The organism is Mycobacterium interjectum (genome assembly GCF_900078675.2).
In the GTDB taxonomy this organism is placed as follows: Bacteria; Actinomycetota; Actinomycetes; order Mycobacteriales; family Mycobacteriaceae; genus Mycobacterium; species Mycobacterium interjectum.
The window spans coordinates 206,805-224,297 of the sequence record NZ_LT546237.1 but is presented as its reverse complement, the minus strand read 5'-3'; the positions used below and the strand labels follow the sequence as shown (position 1 = coordinate 224,297).

At 69.9% G+C, this 17,493-nt stretch carries 18 protein-coding genes and 1 pseudogene; 6 read left to right on the top strand and 13 right to left on the bottom strand.

The window, feature by feature from the left end; genetic code table 11:
• Window positions 1–113 precede the first annotated feature (113 nt).
• Window positions 114–545: a limonene-1,2-epoxide hydrolase gene (locus tag BN4348_RS35480; protein ID WP_066909821.1), complete on the top strand. Its 432-nt coding sequence runs from the start codon at window positions 114–116 to the stop codon at window positions 543–545.
• Here the strand turns inward: BN4348_RS35480 and pspM are convergent.
• The 3 genes from pspM to pgsA form a co-directional block, all read right to left on the bottom strand.
• Complete coding sequence (gene pspM / locus BN4348_RS35475; RefSeq protein ID WP_167670459.1) at window positions 542–1,615, bottom strand: phage shock envelope stress response protein PspM; 1,074 nt, start codon at window positions 1,613–1,615, stop codon at window positions 542–544. The two genes, BN4348_RS35480 and pspM, sit on opposite strands and share 4 nt — an antisense overlap.
• 117 nt (window positions 1,616–1,732) lie before the next feature.
• Window positions 1,733–2,071 carry a transcriptional regulator ClgR gene (gene clgR, locus BN4348_RS35470; protein ID WP_066909818.1) on the bottom strand — a complete coding sequence of 113 codons (339 nt, stop codon included), beginning with the start codon at window positions 2,069–2,071 and terminating at the stop codon, window positions 1,733–1,735.
• Between the two features lie 102 nt (window positions 2,072–2,173).
• Complete coding sequence (gene pgsA / locus BN4348_RS35465; RefSeq protein ID WP_066909815.1) at window positions 2,174–2,737, bottom strand: CDP-diacylglycerol--glycerol-3-phosphate 3-phosphatidyltransferase; 564 nt, start codon at window positions 2,735–2,737, stop codon at window positions 2,174–2,176.
• 82 nt (window positions 2,738–2,819) lie between these two features.
• Here pgsA and BN4348_RS35460 point away from each other — a divergent pair, with 82 nt between their 5' ends.
• A complete protein-coding gene (locus BN4348_RS35460) occupies window positions 2,820–3,335 on the top strand; it encodes an amino-acid N-acetyltransferase (protein WP_096866111.1) in 516 nt (171 codons plus the stop codon).
• 73 nt (window positions 3,336–3,408) lie between these two features.
• Here the strand turns inward: BN4348_RS35460 and BN4348_RS35455 are convergent.
• Window positions 3,409–5,358: pseudogene (locus BN4348_RS35455) on the bottom strand (DNA translocase FtsK); the annotation flags it as partial.
• 173 nt (window positions 5,359–5,531) lie between these two features.
• Here BN4348_RS35455 and BN4348_RS35450 point away from each other — a divergent pair.
• From BN4348_RS35450 to BN4348_RS35440, 3 genes are read left to right on the top strand one after another with little or no spacing between them, the layout of a single operon-like run.
• The gene (locus tag BN4348_RS35450) at window positions 5,532–5,846 is read left to right on the top strand and encodes a putative quinol monooxygenase (protein ID WP_066909812.1); all 315 of its coding nucleotides are present in this window, start codon (window positions 5,532–5,534) and stop codon (window positions 5,844–5,846) included.
• Window positions 5,843–6,664, top strand: coding sequence for a mycofactocin-coupled SDR family oxidoreductase (locus tag BN4348_RS35445; RefSeq protein WP_066909809.1), 822 nt, complete (start codon window positions 5,843–5,845; stop codon window positions 6,662–6,664). Before BN4348_RS35450 ends, BN4348_RS35445 begins: the two co-directional genes overlap by 4 nt.
• 6 nt (window positions 6,665–6,670) lie before the next feature.
• A complete protein-coding gene (locus tag BN4348_RS35440) occupies window positions 6,671–7,543 on the top strand; it encodes an SAM-dependent methyltransferase (RefSeq protein ID WP_066909806.1) in 873 nt (290 codons plus the stop codon).
• 83 nt (window positions 7,544–7,626) lie between these two features.
• On the opposite strand, the gene BN4348_RS35435 is transcribed toward BN4348_RS35440, so the two are convergent.
• From BN4348_RS35435 to BN4348_RS35395, 9 genes are all read right to left on the bottom strand, one after another.
• A complete protein-coding gene (locus BN4348_RS35435) occupies window positions 7,627–9,303 on the bottom strand; it encodes a ribonuclease J (protein ID WP_066909803.1) in 1,677 nt (558 codons plus the stop codon).
• Between the two features lie 19 nt (window positions 9,304–9,322).
• Window positions 9,323–10,225 (bottom strand): 4-hydroxy-tetrahydrodipicolinate synthase, encoded by a 903-nt coding sequence (gene dapA, locus BN4348_RS35430; RefSeq protein WP_066909830.1) that lies wholly within the window; start codon window positions 10,223–10,225, stop codon window positions 9,323–9,325.
• 59 nt (window positions 10,226–10,284) lie between these two features.
• Complete coding sequence (gene thyX, locus BN4348_RS35425) at window positions 10,285–11,058, bottom strand: FAD-dependent thymidylate synthase (RefSeq protein ID WP_066909827.1); 774 nt, start codon at window positions 11,056–11,058, stop codon at window positions 10,285–10,287.
• A gap of 10 nt (window positions 11,059–11,068) precedes the next feature.
• Complete coding sequence (locus BN4348_RS35420; RefSeq protein ID WP_066909800.1) at window positions 11,069–12,130, bottom strand: restriction endonuclease subunit S; 1,062 nt, start codon at window positions 12,128–12,130, stop codon at window positions 11,069–11,071.
• Window positions 12,127–13,506 (bottom strand): class I SAM-dependent DNA methyltransferase, encoded by a 1,380-nt coding sequence (locus tag BN4348_RS35415; protein ID WP_066909797.1) that lies wholly within the window; start codon window positions 13,504–13,506, stop codon window positions 12,127–12,129. The genes BN4348_RS35420 and BN4348_RS35415 overlap by 4 nt, the downstream gene beginning before the upstream one ends.
• On the bottom strand, window positions 13,506–14,720 hold the full coding sequence (locus BN4348_RS35410; protein WP_066909794.1) for a winged helix-turn-helix domain-containing protein: 1,215 nt from the start codon (window positions 14,718–14,720) through the stop codon (window positions 13,506–13,508). The genes BN4348_RS35415 and BN4348_RS35410 overlap by 1 nt, the downstream gene beginning before the upstream one ends.
• Before the next feature lie 51 nt (window positions 14,721–14,771).
• Window positions 14,772–15,401 carry a DivIVA domain-containing protein gene (locus BN4348_RS35405; RefSeq protein ID WP_066909790.1) on the bottom strand — a complete coding sequence of 210 codons (630 nt, stop codon included), beginning with the start codon at window positions 15,399–15,401 and terminating at the stop codon, window positions 14,772–14,774.
• 90 nt (window positions 15,402–15,491) lie between these two features.
• The gene (locus BN4348_RS35400) at window positions 15,492–15,977 is read right to left on the bottom strand and encodes a dihydrofolate reductase (RefSeq protein ID WP_066909787.1); all 486 of its coding nucleotides are present in this window, start codon (window positions 15,975–15,977) and stop codon (window positions 15,492–15,494) included.
• Window positions 15,974–16,774: a thymidylate synthase gene (locus tag BN4348_RS35395; RefSeq protein ID WP_066909784.1), complete on the bottom strand. Its 801-nt coding sequence runs from the start codon at window positions 16,772–16,774 to the stop codon at window positions 15,974–15,976. Before BN4348_RS35395 ends, BN4348_RS35400 begins: the two co-directional genes overlap by 4 nt.
• Window positions 16,775–16,871: 97 nt before the next feature.
• Here BN4348_RS35395 and BN4348_RS35390 point away from each other — a divergent pair.
• Window positions 16,872–17,493: dienelactone hydrolase family protein (locus BN4348_RS35390; protein WP_066909824.1), on the top strand; the 622-nt coding region annotated here is incomplete at its 3' end.

Below are 17,493 nucleotides of genomic sequence, written 5' to 3'. Positions count from 1 at the left end.
CGGCCGGTTGGCCGGGGGTGCCGCCCTGCCCCTTATCCACATCTAGAGGTGCACAAGAGACAGCCCCTCCCCTGCCACACCGCCGGGCCGCCGCACTCGCCTACGCTGGCACCATGACCGAGCTCACCGACACAGGCGTTTCGAACACCCGCACGGTCGAAGGTTTCCTGAACGCGCTTCAAGATTCGGACCTGGATGCCGCCGGGGCGGCGCTGGACGACAACCTGGTTTACCAGAACGTCGGGTTGCCGACGATCCACGGCCGCGCCCGGACGATCAAGCTGTTCCGCATGATGGAGGGCCGCGGGGCCTTCGAGGTGAAGATCCACCGCATCGCCGCCGACGGCGCCGCGGTGCTCACCGAACGCACCGACGCGCTGATCGTCGGCCCGCTGCGGCTGCAGTTCTGGGTGTGCGGCGTGTTCGAGGTGCACGACGGGCGAATCACGCTGTGGCGGGATTACTTTGACTTCTTCGACATGTTCAAGGCGACGCTGCGTGGCGTGGCGGGGCTGGTGGTGCCGTCGCTGCGGGCCTCGTTCTAGCGCCGGGGCAACCCGCCCAGCTCGTCGAACGCCTGCGCCCAACCCATCAGTCGATCGGTCGCGCCGACCAGCTCGTCGCGGTAGCGCTGCTGCACCGGGGCGGCCCCGTCGCCGTTTGCCGAGGACACCAATTGCGCTGCGGCGGTGACCATTTCGTTGTACTGGCGCACACCGGCGCTCAGCTGCGCGGTGAACGCGTTGATGGTGGGCACCAGATGCGCCCGCGACGACTCGGCGTACTGCGCCGCCCGCTCCATCGACACCACCTCGGCGGCGGTGGACGCCATCGCCGCCGATGTCTTGGCGGCCGCGNCGGGAGTGGCGGCCGCCCCGCCCGCCGGCAGCGCCTCGCCGCGCATCGACGCGCGGATCTGCTCGAGCCGGGAATGGCCGGCCATCTGGACGCCGGCCTGCTCGACCTCGAGCATGCGGCCCTGCACGGTACCCTGCGCGAGCTCGGCGGAACCGATCGCGTTGGCGTAGCGGCGTTCGATCTTCTCGCGGACCTCGTCGAGGCTCGGGGTGGTGCCCGGGGCGGCGATCTCGCTCATCGACCGCAGCGACGCGCTGACCTGTTCCTGCATCTTCGCCTGCTCGAGCTGGCTGAGCAGCTTGGTGCGCTCGGAAATCTTCTGCTGCAGCACCATCGAGTTCTGTTCGACGGCCTTCTTGGCCTGGGCCGCGGCGGACAGCGCCTGGTCGTGCAGGGCCTTGAGGTCTTCGACGCTCTGCTCGGCGGTCACCAGCTGGGCCGCGAACGCCTCCGCGGCGTTGTTGTACTCGGCGGCCTTGGCGGCGTCCCCGGCGCCGGTGGCCTGGTCGGCCAGCGTCAGCGCCTGACGCACGTTGACCTGCAGCTTCTCGATGTCGGCGAGCTGGCGGTTGAGCCGCATCTCCAGTTGGCGCTGGTTACCGATCACCTGGGCGGCCTGCTGGGTCAGCGCCTGGTGCTGGCGCTGCGCCTCCTCGATGGCCTGCTGGATCTGCACCTTCGGGTCGGCGTGTTCGTCAATCTTGGCGTTGAACAGCGCCATCAGGTATTTCCACGCTTTGACGAACGGATTGGCCATCAGTCAGGTCCACCTTCGCTTCTCATATGCCGGACAAGCGCCCTGCCGCTCAATTTATCGGTTCGGGGCCCGTCGCCCCACCCCTGGCGCTGGATCCGCCCCGCGTGGCAACCGGGGTCAGGCCACGGCCAGCGACGCCACCGGCGGGATGACGACCTTGGTGCTGGCATCGATGGTGGGTCCGCCCACCCCGGCGGTCGGCGCGCCGTAAGCAGCGCTTTCCTTGCTCGCCATGCGCTCCCCGGCACCGGTGAGGACGGCCGACAGCGGCACCTCGAGCGCATCGCAGATCGCGTTGAGCAGCTCGCTGGAGGGCTCCTTGCGGCCGCGCTCCACCTCCGACAGGTACCCGAGGCTCACCCGCGCCGAATCCGAGACCTCGCGCAGCGTGCGTCCCTGTGACGTCCGGGCCCGGCGCAACACATCGCCGATGACCTCGCGCATCAATGGCGCCATCCTGCTCTCCTTCGTCCAGTCAGCCCTGCTCAGCACGTGACAACCCCAAGTTCAGCAGGCACTCACTAGGGCCAACGCCGGCGGCGGTGGGTTGGTTCCCGGTCAGCCGGTCGGCTGGCGAACCGCCCTGGCGGTGGACACCACGTAGTCCACGCCGGTCACCACCGTCAGCACGATCGCGATGCCCATGACGGCGGCCGCCACCACCCGGAACGGCCCCGACAGCGGCAGGACGAACAAGCCGATCGCCAGCGCCTGGACGACGGTCTTGAGCTTGCCGCCCCAACTCGCCGGGATGACGCCGCGGCGAATCACCGCCAACCGCAGCAGCGTCACCGCCACCTCGCGGGTCATGATCACCGCCGTGACCCACCACGGCAGGTCCCCCAGCATCGACAGCCCGATCAGCGCCGACCCGATCAGGGCCTTGTCCGCGATCGGATCGACGAACGCGCCGAATTCGGTCGCCATCCCGTAGTTGCGGGCCAGCAGGCCGTCGAACCGGTCGGTGATGCAGGCGACGGCGAAGATCACGAAAGCGACTATCCGGCCGGCGATTTGGTGCCCGTCGGCGGTGAACAGCGCGAGCAGGAAAATGGGGACCAACACCAGCCGCAGCAGGGTCAGGACGTTGGCGAGGTTGGCGATGCGGGCGCGGCCTGCCATCGGCGGTGTTTGCGGCTGCCCCGACACGGCATAAGGATAGCGGTTGACCAGCGGCCACTCCGCGTTGCCGATACTGTTACCCGTGACCCAAAGCTCACGGGGCCCCCGGCCGGTGGTCCGGCGCGCGCGAACGTCCGACGTCCCCGCGATCAAACAACTCGTCGACACGTACTCCGGACGCATCCTGCTGGAGAAGAACCTCGTCACGCTCTACGAGGCCGTCCAGGAGTTCTGGGTGGCCGAGCACGAGGGCCGGGTGGTCGGCTGCGGGGCGCTGCACGTGTTGTGGGCGGACCTCGGCGAGGTCCGCACCGTCGCGGTCGACCCGGCGATGACCGGCCACGGCATCGGGCATGCGATCGTCGACCGGCTGCTCGAGGTCGCCCGCGAGCTGCAGTTGAAGCGGCTGTTCGTGCTGACCTTCGAGACCGAGTTCTTCGGCAAGCACGGGTTCACCGAGATCGAGGGCACGCCGGTCACCGCCGAGGTGTACGAGGAGATGTGCCGCTCCTACGACATCGGTGTCGCCGAGTTCCTGGACCTCAGCTACGTCAAGCCCAACATCCTGGGCAACTCCCGGATGTTGTTGGTGCTGTAGCGCTCACCGCCCGCCGAACGTGTTCTGATGGCGAAAAACTCGCCGAAATCCCGCCCTGAGTGCACGTTCGGCGCTAATCCCCATCACCGCCGTCGCCGGCGCCGTCCAGGCCCCGGATCGCGGCCAGCGTCGCGGCCAGCTCGTCGGGCTTGACCAGCACGTCGCGCGCCTTGGATCCCTCGGACGGCCCGACGATGCCGCGGGTCTCCATCAGGTCCATCAGCCGGCCGGCCTTGGCGAAGCCGACGCGCAGCTTGCGCTGCAGCATCGAGGTCGAGCCGAACTGGCTGGACACCACCAGCTCGACGGCCTGCAGGAACACGTCCATGTCGTCGCCGATGTCGGGGTCGACGTCGGTGCGTTCGCCGGTCGGCTTGGCGGTGGTGACGCCCTCGGTGTATTCGGGTTCGGCCTGGTCCTTGCAGGCGCTGACGACGGCGTGGATCTCCTCATCGGTGATGAAGGCGCCCTGCAGCCGGACGGTCTTGCTGGCGCCCATCGGCAGGAACAGGGCGTCGCCCATCCCGATCAGCTTCTCCGCGCCGGCCTGGTCCAGGATGACCCGGCTGTCGGTGAGCGACGACGTGGCGAACGCCAGCCGCGACGGCACGTTGGTCTTGATCAGCCCGGTGACCACGTCCACCGACGGGCGCTGGGTGGCCAGCACCAGGTGGATGCCCGCGGCGCGGGCCTTCTGCGTGATCCGCACGATCGCGTCCTCCACGTCGCGCGGCGCCGTCATCATCAGGTCGGCCAGCTCGTCGACGATCGCCACCACATAGGGGTAGGGCCGGTACTCGCGCTGGCTGCCCAGCGGCGCCGTGATGGCACCGGAGCGCACCTTCTCGTTGAAGTCGTCGATGTGGCGCACCCGCGACGCCTGCATGTCCTGGTAGCGCTGTTCCATCTCCTCGACCAGCCAGGCCAGCGCGGCGGCCGCCTTCTTCGGCTGGGTGATGATCGGGGTGATCAGGTGCGGAATGCCTTCGTAGGGCGTTAGTTCCACCATCTTCGGGTCGATCAGGATCATCCTGACCTCCTCCGGGGTCGCCCGGGCCAGCAGCGAGACCAGCATGGAGTTGACGAAGCTCGACTTGCCCGATCCGGTGGAGCCGGCGACCAGCAGGTGGGGCATCTTGGCCAGGTTGGCCGAGATGAAGTCCCCTTCGATGTCCTTGCCCAGACCGATCACCAGCGGGTGGTGGTCGCGGCGGGTCGAGGGCGCGGTGAGCACGTCGGCCAGCCGCACCATCTCCCGGTCGGTGTTGGGCACCTCGATGCCGACGGCGGACTTGCCGGGGATGGGGGCCAGCATCCGGACGCTCTCGGTGGCCACCGCGTAGGCGATGTTCTTCTGCAGGGCGGTGATCTTCTCCACCTTGACGCCGGGCCCCAGCTCGACCTCGTAGCGGGTCACCGTGGGCCCGCGGGTGCAGCCGGTGACGGCGGCGTCGACCTTGAACTGGTTGAGCACCTCGGTGATGGCGTCGGCCATGACGTTGTTGGCGGCGCTGCGCTTTTTCGGCGGGTCGCCGGCCACCAGCAGGCTCAGCGGCGGCAGCGTGTAGGGACCCTCGACGACGCGGTCCACGATCCGGGTTTCCGGTTTTTTGGCCCGACGGCGGCTTCGCCCGGGTTCCGGGATCGTGGGGGTGTCGTCCGCGATCGGTTCGCCGAGGCCGGCCGGGGCGGGGGCCGTCGACGGCCACGCCTGCGGCTGGGGTTCCGCGGACTCGTCGTAGTAGCCGTCGGAGAAGTCTTCGCGAGGCTGGTCGTCGTCGTCGAACTCGTCGGCGTAGTCGTAGGCGACGTCCTCGTCGACGAACAGCCGGCCGCCGAACAGGCCACGGACCACATCGGGCACCTCGCGGATCGTGGTCCCGGTCAGCAACAGCAGGCCGAACATGAAGCCGATGAACAACAGCGGCGCGGCGATCCAGGGCGTCAACCCGTCCGACAGCGGCCCGCCGATGGCGAAGCCGATGAATCCCGCTGCGCGACGGCGCAATTCGGGGTCCTCCGGNTTTTTCCTGGGCATGAGGGAAAGGGTAGTCGAAAATCCCCCATCTCCCCCCCCCGCCACACTGGTAACGATCGCCCGGTGCGGGATGCGCCCGGCCGGGCGTGAGTAGGGTGACGAATGGTGATCGCAGTCATGCCGTCACCCACCCCTCAAGCGCCCAGGAGGCCCCCAGCATGCCCGTCGTCGTCGTCGCCACCATGACCGTCAAACCCGAATCGGTGGACACCGTCCGCGACATCCTGACCAACGCGGTTTCGGAAGTGCACGAGGAGCCGGGATGCCAGCTGTACTCGCTGCACCAAAGCGGCGAGACGTTCGTGTTCGTCGAGCAGTGGGCCGACGAGGAAGCGCTCAAGACGCACAGCACCGCGCCCGCGATCGGCAAGTTGTTCGCGGCGGCGGGCGAGCACCTGGCCGGGGCGCCGGACATCAAGATGCTGCAGCCCATTCCCGCCGGCGACGCGGACAAGGGGCAACTGCGCCGGTGAGTGACCGGCCGCTCGAGGGCAAGGTCGCCCTCATCACCGGCGCCGCGCGCGGCCAGGGCCGGGCGCACGCGGTGCGACTGGCCGCCGACGGCGCGAGCATCATCGCCGTCGACCTCTGTGAGCAGATCGCCAGCGTCCCCTACCCCCTGGCCACGGCGGACGACCTGGCGGCCACCGTCAAGCTCGTCGAGGACACCGGCGCGCGCATCGTGGCCGCTCGCGGCGACGTGCGCGACCGGGGGTCTCTGTCGGCCGCGCTGCGGGCGGGCCTGGACGAGTTCGGCCGCCTCGACATCGTGGTGGCCAACGCCGGCATCGCCCCCATGCAGTCCGGCGACGACGGCTGGCACGACGTGATCGACGTCAACCTCACCGGCGTCTACAACACCATCAAGGTCGCGATCCCGACCATGGTCAAGCAGGGCACCGGGGGGTCGATCGTGCTGATCAGTTCGAGCGCGGGATTGGCCGGCGTCGGCAGCCCGGACGCCGGTTCGGTCGGGTATGCCGCCGCGAAGCACGGTGTGGTGGGGTTGATGCGGGTATACGCGAATCTTCTTGCGCGGGAATTTATTCGGGTCAACTCCATCCATCCGTCCGGTGTCGAAACGCCCATGATCAACAACGAGTTCACCCGGGAGTGGCTGGCGAAGATGGCCGCCGCGACCGACACGCCGGGGGCCATGGGTAACGCCATGCCGGTGGAGGTGCTCGACGCCGAAGACATCGCCAATGCCGTGGCGTGGCTGGTCTCCGACCAGGCCCGCTATATCACCGGCGTGACGTTGCCGGTCGATGCGGGCTTCTTGAACAAGTAGCCGCGTATGGCACGAAATCCCGCGGCGCAGACCGCCTTCGGACCGATGGTGTTGGCCGCGGTCGAGCGCAACGAGCCGCCCGGCCGCCGCCTGGTGGACGACGACCTCGCGGAACTGTTCCTGCCGCGCCCGCTGCGCTGGCTGGTCGCCGCGACGCGCTGGGCGCCGGCTCGCCGCCTGATGGTCCGCGGGTCGGAGTACACCGGCCCGGGGCTGTGGGCCAATCTCGCGTGCCGCAAGCGGTTCATCGCCGACAAGCTCGAGGAGGCGCTGCCCGACGTCGAGGCGGTCGTCATCCTGGGCGCCGGCTTCGACACCCGCCCGTACCTCTTGACGCGGCGGGTCCGCCTGCCGATCTTCGAGGTGGACTTGCCGGTCAACATCGCCCGCAAGGCGAGGACCGTCCGGCGGGTGCTGGGCGGATTGCCGATGTCGGTTCGCTTGGTGCCGTTGGACTTCGAGCGCGACGACCTGCTCACCTCGTTGGCCGAACACGGCTACCGCACCGATTACCGGGCCTTTTTCATCTGCGAAGGCGTGACCCAATACCTCATCGAAGACGGTGTCCGTCGCACCCTCGAGGGGCTGCGCGCGGCCGCAACGGGCAGCCGACTGGTGTTCACCTACGTCCGTCGGGACTTCATCGACGGGACGAATCGGTACGGCACCCGCACGCTGTACCGCAATGTCCGCCAGCGCCACCAGCTTTGGCATTTCGGCCTGCAACCCGACGAGGTCGCGGCGTTCATCGCCGAGTACGGCTGGCGCCTCGTGGAGCAGGCCGGCCCCGACGAACTCGTGCAGCGCTACGTGGCGCCCACCGGCCGCAAGCTCGCGGCGTCGGCGCTGGAATGGTCGGCCTACGCGGAAAAGACCTAGGGCCTCGCCCGCGACACGGAAACGTTTGCGACGACACGCCGAAAAGCTTCGCAGCCGTTGATATCTCGCGGGCCGAGCGTGACCTAGACCTCGATGACCGTCGGGACGATCATCGGCTGGCGGCGATAGGTCTCGCCGACCCACTTGCCGACCGTGCGGCGCACGCCCTGGGCGATCCGGATGGGATCGGTGACGCCGTCGGCGACGAGGGCCTCGAGTTCCGCCTCGACCTTGCGCACCGCGGGCTCCAGCGCCTTGGGATCCTCGGAGAATCCGCGCGAAAACAGCTGCGGCGCAGCGGCCGGACGGCCGGTGCCGCGCTTCACCACCACGGTCACCGCGACGAAACCCGACGACAGGATGAGCCGCTCACCCAGGGTTATGTCACCGACGTCGCCGGTGATCAGCCCGTCGACGAACATCTTGCCGACCGGCACCGCCCCGGCGATGGAGGCGTGGCCCGCGACGAGGTCGACGCTGACGCCGTTCTCGGCCAGCAGGATCGACTCCTCGGGCACGCCGGCGCGCGCCGCCAGCTTCGCGTTGGCTCGCAGCATGCGCCAGGTGCCGTGGACCGGCATCACGTTGCGCGGCCGCACGCCGTTGTAGAGGAACAGCAGCTCGCCGGCGTAGGCGTGACCGGAAACGTGCACGCGCACTTGCTGGTTGGTGACGACGCGGGCCCCGATCTTGGCCAGCGAGTCGATCACCCCGTACACCGCCTCTTCGTTGCCGGGAATCAGCGACGACGACAGGATCACCAGGTCCTCACTGGTGAGCGTGATGCTGCGGTGCTCGCCGCGCGACATCCGCGACAGCGCCGACATCGGCTCGCCCTGGGTGCCGGTGGTGATCAGCACCACCCGCTCGGGCGCCATCATCTCGGCGGCGGAGATGTCGATGAGGTCGGAATCGTCCACCCGCAAAAATCCCAGTTCCCGCGCGATGCCCATGTTGCGCACCATGGATCGCCCGACGAACGACACCCGCCGGCCCAATGCCACTGCCGCATCGATGATCTGCTGCACCCGGTCCACGTTGGAGGCGAAACACGCCACGATGACGCGACCGTCGGCGCCGCGGATCAGCCGGTGCAACGTCGGGCCGACCTCGCTTTCCGAGGGCCCGACGCCGGGGATCTCCGAATTGGTCGAGTCGCACAAAAACAGGTCCACGCCCGCGTCGCCCAGCCGGGACATGCCGGGCAGGTCGGTGGGCCGGCCGTCCGGCGGCAGCTGGTCGAGCTTGATGTCGCCGGTGTGCAGCACGGTGCCGGCGCCCGTGTGGACCGCGATGGCCAGCGCGTCGGGGATGGAATGGTTGACCGCGAAGTACTGGCACTCGAATACGCCGTGCGTGCTGCGCTGCCCCTCGGCGACCTGCACGAAGACCGGCTTGATGCGGTGCTCGCGGCATTTCGCGGCGACCAGCGCCAGGGTGAACTTCGAGCCGACGACCGGGATGTCGGGGCGCAGCCGGAGCAGGAACGGGATCGCGCCGATGTGGTCCTCGTGGGCGTGCGTGAGCACCAGCGCCTCGATGTCCTCGAGCCGGTCCTCGATGTGGCGCAGGTCCGGCAGGATCAAATCGACGCCGGGCTCGTCGTGGGTGGGGAACATCACCCCGCAGTCGATGATCAGCAGGCGGCCCAGGTGCTCGAAAACCGTCATGTTGCGGCCGATTTCGTTGATGCCGCCCAGCGCGGTGACACGCAACCCGCCCGGGGTCAGTGGACCTGGTGGGGCGAGGTCTACATCCACGTCGCGGCCACCGTCTGGCTCACCGGAGCACCGAGGCCGCGCGCATGTCGGCCGCCAGCGCCTCGCTCTGCTCCGGCGTTGCCGGCATTTGCGGCAGCCGGGGGTCGCCCGCGTCGAAGCCCTGCAGGCGCAGGCCCGCCTTCGACATCGTCACGCCGCCCAGGCGGCCCATCGCGTTGCACAGCGGGGCGAGGGAGACGTTGATCTTCCGGGCGGTGGCGATGTCCCCGGAACCGAAGGCGGACAACAGCTCCCGTAACTGTCCCGCGGCCACGTGGGCGATCACGCTGATGAACCCGGTGGCACCCATCGCCAGCCACGGCAGGTTCAGCGCGTCGTCGCCGGAGTAGTAGGCCAGGCCGGTCTCGGCCATGATCTGGGCGCCGGCGTGCAGATCGGCCTTGGCGTCCTTGATGCCCACGATGTTCGGGTGGCGGGCCAGCGCGTGGATGGTCTCGGTCTCGATCGGTATCACCGAGCGCGGCGGGATGTCGTAGAGCAGCACCGGCAGGTCGGTCGCGTCGGCGACCGCGGTGAAGTGCGCGACGAGCCCGGCCTGCGGCGGCTTGGAGTAGTACGGCGTGACGACCAGCAGGCCGTGCGCGCCCTCGGCCGCGCAGGCCTTGGCCAGCCGCACGCTGTGGGCGGTGTCATACGTGCCGGCGCCGGCGACGACGCGGGCCCGGTCGCCCACCGCCTCCAGCACGGCCCGCAGCAGCTCGAGCTTCTCGTCGTCGGTGGTGGTCGGCGACTCGCCGGTGGTCCCGGAGACCACCAGGCCGTCGCACCCCCCATCCACCAGGCGGTTTGCCAGCTGCGCCGCCGCGGCGGTGTCCAGGGACCCATCGGCGGCGAAGGGCGTCACCATCGCGGTCAGCAGGGTTCCCAGCCGCGCGGGGGCGTCGAATCCGACGGTGCTCACGGTCTTCAGGTTACCTGGCGGCGCAAAACGCATTGAGCAGCCGCGCGGGCCCCGCCGGCTCAGGCTTCGGTGGCCAAAGGGCTGGTGGCAACCTCGGTCCCGTCGGCCAGCGTCGAAACCTCGAAGTCGGCGAACACGGCCGGCGCCACGCCGACGAGCTGGCGCAGGCACTCGACGGCCAGGCGCCGGATCTCCACGTCGGCGTGCTCGCTGGCGCGCATCGCGATGAAGTGCCGCCACGCCCGGTAGTTCCCGGTCACCACGATGCGGGTTTCGGTCGCGTTGGGCAGCACGGCCCGGGCTGCCTGGCGCGCCTGCTTGCGCCGCAACACCCCCGTTTTTTCGCCGGGCTCGCCCGTTGCGAACTTGGCCTCCAGCTTGGCCAGCAGCTCGGCGTAGGTGGCCCGGCTGGCGTCGGCGGCGGCGGCCAGGATCCGCCGCAACTCGGGGTCGTCGTCCATCCCGGGCGGCACGACGACAAGCGAGTCGCCCTCCGGCACATAGCGTTGCGACAGCTGCGAGTAGGAGAAGTGCCGGTGCCGGATCAGCTCGTGGCTGCACGATCGCGAGATGCCGGTGATGTAGAACGACACGCTCGCGTGCTCGAGCACCGAAAAGTGCCCGACGTCGATGATGTGCCCGATGTAGCCGGCGTTGGTCGCCGTCTTGGGGTTGGGCTTCGACCAGCTCTGATAGCAGGCCCGGCCGGCGAACTCGACCAGCGCGGAACCGCCGCTGACATCGGGACTATCGGTGCTCCAGGGCACGTCCGGCGGCGCCAGGAACTCCGTCTTGGCGATCAGTTGCACGCGCAGCGGCGCGGTCTCGGCCACGGCGCTCACCTTAACGCGACGGCCGCACCACGAGCTCACCCGATATCAGCAGCGGCAGCGTTGCGTCGCGGAAGGCGGACAATTGCACGCATTCGGCGCGGCGGGCGTCGCACAGCGCGCCCAGCCCGGTGATCGTCCGCGACGCGGCGGGCGCCAACCGCCGGACATCGGGGACCCGGACCTCGAGCAGCTCGCGCGGTTGGATCCGCTGGTGGCTCCCCGAGGTCCCGGCGACCCGGCGCCGCAGCGTCTCGGTGACGGCGGGTTGCGCTACCGCCGACCACAGCGCCGACGTAGCCACCCCGGCCGGCCTCAGCACCACGAATTCGGTGCTGGCCAAGGCCATTTGCGAGGGCAGGGCCGGCACGTCCCAGATGCGCGGGATCCGGGGGTTGAGCTTCGCGACCAGGACGCACGGCTGCGACAGGAGGAACTTGCCGCTTTTCACCGTTTCGGCGGCGACGAGCGCGGGCTTCGCGCCGTCGTCGAACGCCGGCAGGCTGAAGTGGGCGACGACGTCGTCGAACCCGGCGGGGCCCACCAGTGCCGTCGACCGCTGGGCCAGGCAGGACAACGGCACGTGCTCGGGCACCGACTCCGCGATGGCCACCATCAGCTGTTCGGCGGCCGCGATCACGCGTTCGTTGGCGGCGATTTTGTCGTCGACGGCGCCGAGCACCTCGGCGATCCGGCGGCGTTGCGGCGCCGCGACGGTCGGGACCGAGACGTCGCGCAGGATCCGCTGGTTGAGCAGGGGCTGGCCCGATCCGGCGCGGTGATCGCCCAGCCCGCAGGTGCGCAGCGCGTAGTACCAGTACCGCGTGTCCCGGGGGTCCTTGGCCCGGCATACCAGCGCGTTGTCGGTGACCCAGACCTCGGCATCGCAATACCGCAGGCTGCCGCAATACGATCCGACCCGGCCGAGCACGATGAGGGGCCCGGCCGCGTTGTGTTGTGCCGCATAGCCGATCGCCCCGTTGGCGCCGTACACGCGGAAGCACCCGTCCGGCGCCCGTGGCGGCGGGGGTGTTCCGTTGCTGAATTCGAGATGGTCGCCCAGCCTGACCCTCACCGCAGGCGCTCCACCTGCTCGCGCACCAGGGCGTCCAATCGCGCGGATTCGTCCAGGGCCGCCAGCAGGTCGCCGGTCAACCGGGCGATCTTCTGGTCGACGGGCTCCCCGTCGACGGCGGCGGCGGGTGGGCCGACATACCGTCCGGGCGTCAGGGCGTAGCCCGCGGCCCTGATGTCGTCCAGCGACGCCGAGCTGCAGAAGCCCGGAACATCCTGGTAGGTCAGGCCTTTGCCGATGGCCGACTGCGACCCGCACCACGCGTGGTAGGTGTCGCCGATGCGGACGACCTCTTCGTCGGACAGCACGCGCTCCGCCCGATCCGCCAGGTGGCCCAGGCCGCGTGCGTCGATGAACAACACCTGGCCGGCCCGCGCGGCCTTGTCCCGGGCGAAAAACCACACGCACACCGGGATGCCGGTGCTGCGGAACAACTGCCCGGGCAGCGCCACCATGCACGACACCAGGTCCGCCTCGACTATCCCGGCCCGAATGTCGCCCTCCCCGAGCGTGTTCGACGACATCGAGCCGTTGGCCATCACCACTCCGGCCTTGCCGCCCGGCGCCAGCTTGGACAGGATGTGTTGAATCCAGGCGTAGTTGGCGTTGGTGGCGGGCGGAACGCCGAAGCGCCAGCGCGAATCCGTTTCGTCGCGGGCCCAATCCCTGATGTTGAAGGGCGGATTGGCCAGCACGTAGTCCATCTGCACGCCGGCGTGCAGGTCGTCGACGAACGTGTCGCCCCACCGCGGGCCGAGCCCGGTGTCGTCGATGCCGTGCACGGCGAGGTTCATCTTCGCCATCCGCCAGGTCTGCTCGACGCTTTCCTGCCCGTAGACCGCGACTTTCGCGCGATCGCCGTGGTGCGCGGCGACGAACCGGTCGGTCTGCACGAACATTCCACCCGACCCGCAACACGGGTCGTACACCCGCCCGCTCGACGGTTCGAGGACCTCGACGAGCACCCGCACCACGCTGGGCGGGGTGAAGAACTCGCCGCCGCGCCGGCCCTCGGTCCGGGCGAAGTTGCCCAGGAAGTACTCGTACACCTCGCCCATCACATCCCGGGTGGGCCGGCCGCCGTCCCGGCCGAGTTGCGCGCCGTCGAGCAGGCAAACCAGGTCGCCGAGGCGGCGCGGGTCGAGGCCTTCATACAGCCGCGGCAGCGTCGCGGCCTCCATCGCGTCGTCGACGAGCCGGCCGATGTTTGGCGATTCGGCGTTGTGCGCCAAGGACTTCCAGCTCGAATCGCTGGCGTGCTTGAGGAACACCAGCCCGAGGATGACGTCCTTGTACTGGCCGGCCGACAGGGCGCCGCGCAGCTTGTTGGCCGCCTTCCAGAGCGTGTCCTTGAGCTCTTTGTCCGTTGCCCGCATCAGCCCGCCGCCCGCAGCCCGGCGGCCAGGTCGCCCCGGGTCGAGACGCTGAACCCGCCCAGGCCCAGCCACGACGCCATGGACCGCAGTTCGCCGGCCAGCGCCGCGATCACCCGCGGTCGCGGAATGTGAGCCTCGCCGAACGCTCCCAGCACGCGCAGCGAATCACCGGCCCGGTCGGCCTTGAGGTCGACCCGCGCCACCAGCCGCCCGTCCATCAGCAGCGGCCACACGTAGTAGCCGTACCGGCGCTGGGCGGCCGGCGTGTAGATCTCGATGCGGTAGTGGAAGCCGAAGAGCCGCTCGACCCGGGGCCGGAAGAAGATCAACGGGTCGAACGGGCACAACAGCGCGGTGCCGCGGTCGACGCGCGGCACCGTCCGGCCCGCCCGCAGGTACGCCGGCGCGGACCAGCCGTCAACGTCGGCGCGCTCGATCGCACCGGCGGCCAGCAGCTCGGCGATCGCCGGTTTGACCTGCTGGGCCGACAGCCGGAAGTAGTCGCGGATGTCGGCCTCGGTGCCCACGCCCAGCGCGGTGGCCGCCCGCAGCGTCAGCTCGCGGACGGCCTCGTCGTCATCGACCTCGCGGGCCAGCACGCTCGCCGGCAGCACCCGCTCCACCAGGTCGTAGTGGCGCGCGAAGCCCACCCGGGTGGCCGTGGTGAGCACGCCGGACGCGAACAGCGCCTCGGCGACCCACTTGGTGTCGCTGCGGGTCCACCAGGTGCCCTTCTTGCGCCTCGGCTCGGCGGCCAGGTGTTCCTCGATCTGCCCGGCCGTGCTGGGCCCGAGCTCCGCGACGGTGGCGACGATGCGCTCCGCCAGCTTGGGGTTGGCCTTGACGATATGGGTGCCCCAACGGCCATGGGTGTATTGGCGCATCCGCCAGCGCAGCAGCGGCCAGTCGTCGACGGCCATCAGCGCGGCCTCGTGGGCCCAGTACTCCGCCAGCAGCCGCGCCGAGCGCGGCCCCCAGGCCGCGCGGTCCAACACGTCACGGTCGTAGGGACCGAGCCGGCTGTACACCGGCGCGTAGTGGGCGCGCACCGCCACCGAGACCGAATCCAGCTGTAGGACTTGAATTCTCGATATGAGCCGCTTCAGGCGCGCGCGGGTGATCGGGCCGGCGGGGCGGGGCTCGCTAAATCCTTGGGCCGCAACGGCTATCCGCCGGGCTTGCACGGCGGATAGCCTGGGGGTGCGGGGCGACACGCGCCGAGGATACCGGCTGTTGGCCCGTCCTCAGCGGCGGCGCGACCGGGCTCAACCCGTGCCGACTTTCCCGTCCGCCGACACCAGGGAGCCCGCCTCCGGCGGATTGTTTCGTTCTTCGTACGCCGACTCGAGAGCCGCGGGGACCGGCTCCAGGTCGCGGTACACGCCCATCAGCTGTTCGAGGATCCTGATCCGGTGCTGACTCGCCTCCTGCACCGCGCGCCGGGCCGTGTCGCGATAGTGATCGGCCTGTAGCTTCGCGTCGCCGAGGAGCTGCTCGCGCGCCTTCTGGGCGTCGGCGCGCATGCCGGCCNCCAGCACCGTGGCACGCCGTCGCTGGGCGGCCGCCGCCTCGGCCTCGGCGGCCGCGACCAGCGCCTCCGCCTCGGCCCGCGCCTCGGCCTGCATCTCGGAGGCCTCGTCGACCGCGCGCCGCAGCATCTTCGCCATCCGCTGCTGCACCGCGTGGGGCGAGGTCGAGGTCTCCGTGAGGACGGCGATCTCCTTGCGCAGGGCGGCCGCCTCCTCGCCGGATTCCCTCAGCCGCGCCCGCAGGCTCTCGACGTCGTCGCGCAGCAACTGCTGCTTGGTGGCCAGCATCTCGATGTGCGCGTCGACGGCGCCGGGGTCGTAGCCCCTGAACGTGCGCGTGAACGTCGTTGCGGGTTCGGTCATCACTGCCAATTCCCCCTCCTGGCAACGTCTGGTCAAAAACCCCGGCGATACCGACCCCGCGTCCGAGTATGGCACGGGCGGCGACGTGGGCGCTCAGGCCCGCCGGTAGCTGTGAAACCGGTAGCGCAGCCCCGTGCGGCTGACCTGCCACTCCCCCGTCGCGCCCAGCCACGACTCGTCGAGCGCCGGGGCCAGCGCGTCCTCGTCGTCGCGCGCCAGGTCGATGTCGACCTCGGTGACCTCGCACCGGGTCGCCAGCGGCAGCGCCAGCACGTAGATCTCCGCGCCGCCGATCACCCACGTCTCGGCCCCCGTCAGCGCGGCCTCGAGCGATCCGACCGTCTGCGCTCCGTCGGCTTGGTAGTCGGCCTGCCGGGTCATGACGACGTTTCGGCGGCCCGGCAGCGGCCGGACCCGGGCCGGCAGCGACTCCCAGGTGCGCCGGCCCATCACCACCGTGTGCCCCATGGTCACCTGCTTGAAACGGGCCAGGTCTTCGGGCACCCGCCACGGGATGTCGCCGCCGCGCCCGATGACGCCGGACGTCGACTGAGCCCAGACCAGACCCAGGGACGTCATACAGCGACGGGGGCTTTGATCGCCGGGTGCGGATCGTAGTTCTTCACGACCACATCCTCGTAGGTGTAGTCGAAGATCGAATCCCGATGCGCCAGAACGAGTTCCGGGTAGGGTCGCGGCTCGCGACCGAGTTGGGTCCGGACCTGTTCGACGTGGTTGTCGTAGATGTGGCAGTCGCCGCCCGTCCAGACGAACTCGCCGACCGAGAGACGGGCCTGCGCGGCCATCATGTGGGTGAGCAGCGCGTAGCTGGCGATGTTGAACGGCACGCCGAGGAACAGGTCGGCACTGCGCTGGTAGAGCTGGCAGCTCAGCCGGCCGTCGGCGACGTAGAACTGGAAGAACGCGTGGCACGGCGGCAGCGCCATCTGCGGGATGTCGCCGACGTTCCACGCCGACACGATGATGCGGCGCGAGTTCGGGTCGGTGCGCAGCAGGTCCAGCGCGGCGCTGATCTGGTCGACGTGCTCACCGGACGGGGTCGGCCAGGACCGCCACTGCACGCCGTAGATCGGCCCGAGATCGCCTGTGTCGCTTGCCCATTCGTCCCAGATGGTGACGCCGTGCTCGTGCAGCCACGCGACGTTGGAGTCGCCGCGCAAAAACCAGAGCAACTCGTAGACCACCGACTTGAGGTGCACCTTCTTGGTGGTCAGCAAGGGGAACCCGGCCGCCAGGTCGTAGCGCAGCTGCTGGCCGAACAGGCTGCGGGTTCCGGTGCCGGTGCGGTCGGATTTCGCCGCGCCCCGCTCCAGCACCAGGCGTAGCAGGTCCTCGTAGGGCGTCGGGATCGGCACGCGGCCAGCTTAGCGGCGATCGCAAGCGCGGCGGAGCCGGGCGCGGCGGGTCGACGCCGATAAATTCAGCCTGTGGGCCAGGAGTAGAACGGGAGCCATGCCGAAGATCACCGACCGCGTCACCACTCCCGACGGCACCTGCCCCGTCGGCCTGTTCACCCCCGAGGGCTCCGGGCCCTGGCCCGGAGTAGTCATGTACTGCGATGCCGGCGGCGTGCGCGACACCTTCGACCAGATGGCCGCCGAACTGGCCGGATTCGGTTATGCGGTGCTGCTTCCCGACGTGTACTACCGCAGCGGCGACTGGGCGCCGTTCGACATGGCCACGGTGTTCGGCGACGCCGAGGAACGCCGACGCCTGTTCTCCATGATCGGCGGCATCACACCGGACAAGATGGCCAGCGACGCCGGCGCCTTCTTCGACTACCTGGCCGCGCGCCCCGAGGTGTCCGGTCAGCGGTTCGGCGTGTGCGGCTATTGCATGGGCGGCCGTACCTCGGTGGTGGTGGCCGGGCGCCTCGGCGACCGCGTCGCCGCCGCCGCGTCGTTCCACGGCGGCGGGCTGGTGACCGACGGCGCGGACAGCCCCCACCTGCTGGCCGACCGGATGACCGCGACCGTGTACGTGGGCGGCGCCGAAAACGACGCGGCCTTCACCCCCGATCACGCCGAGGCGCTCAATAAGGCCCTGACGGCGGCCGGCGTCGCGCACACCATCG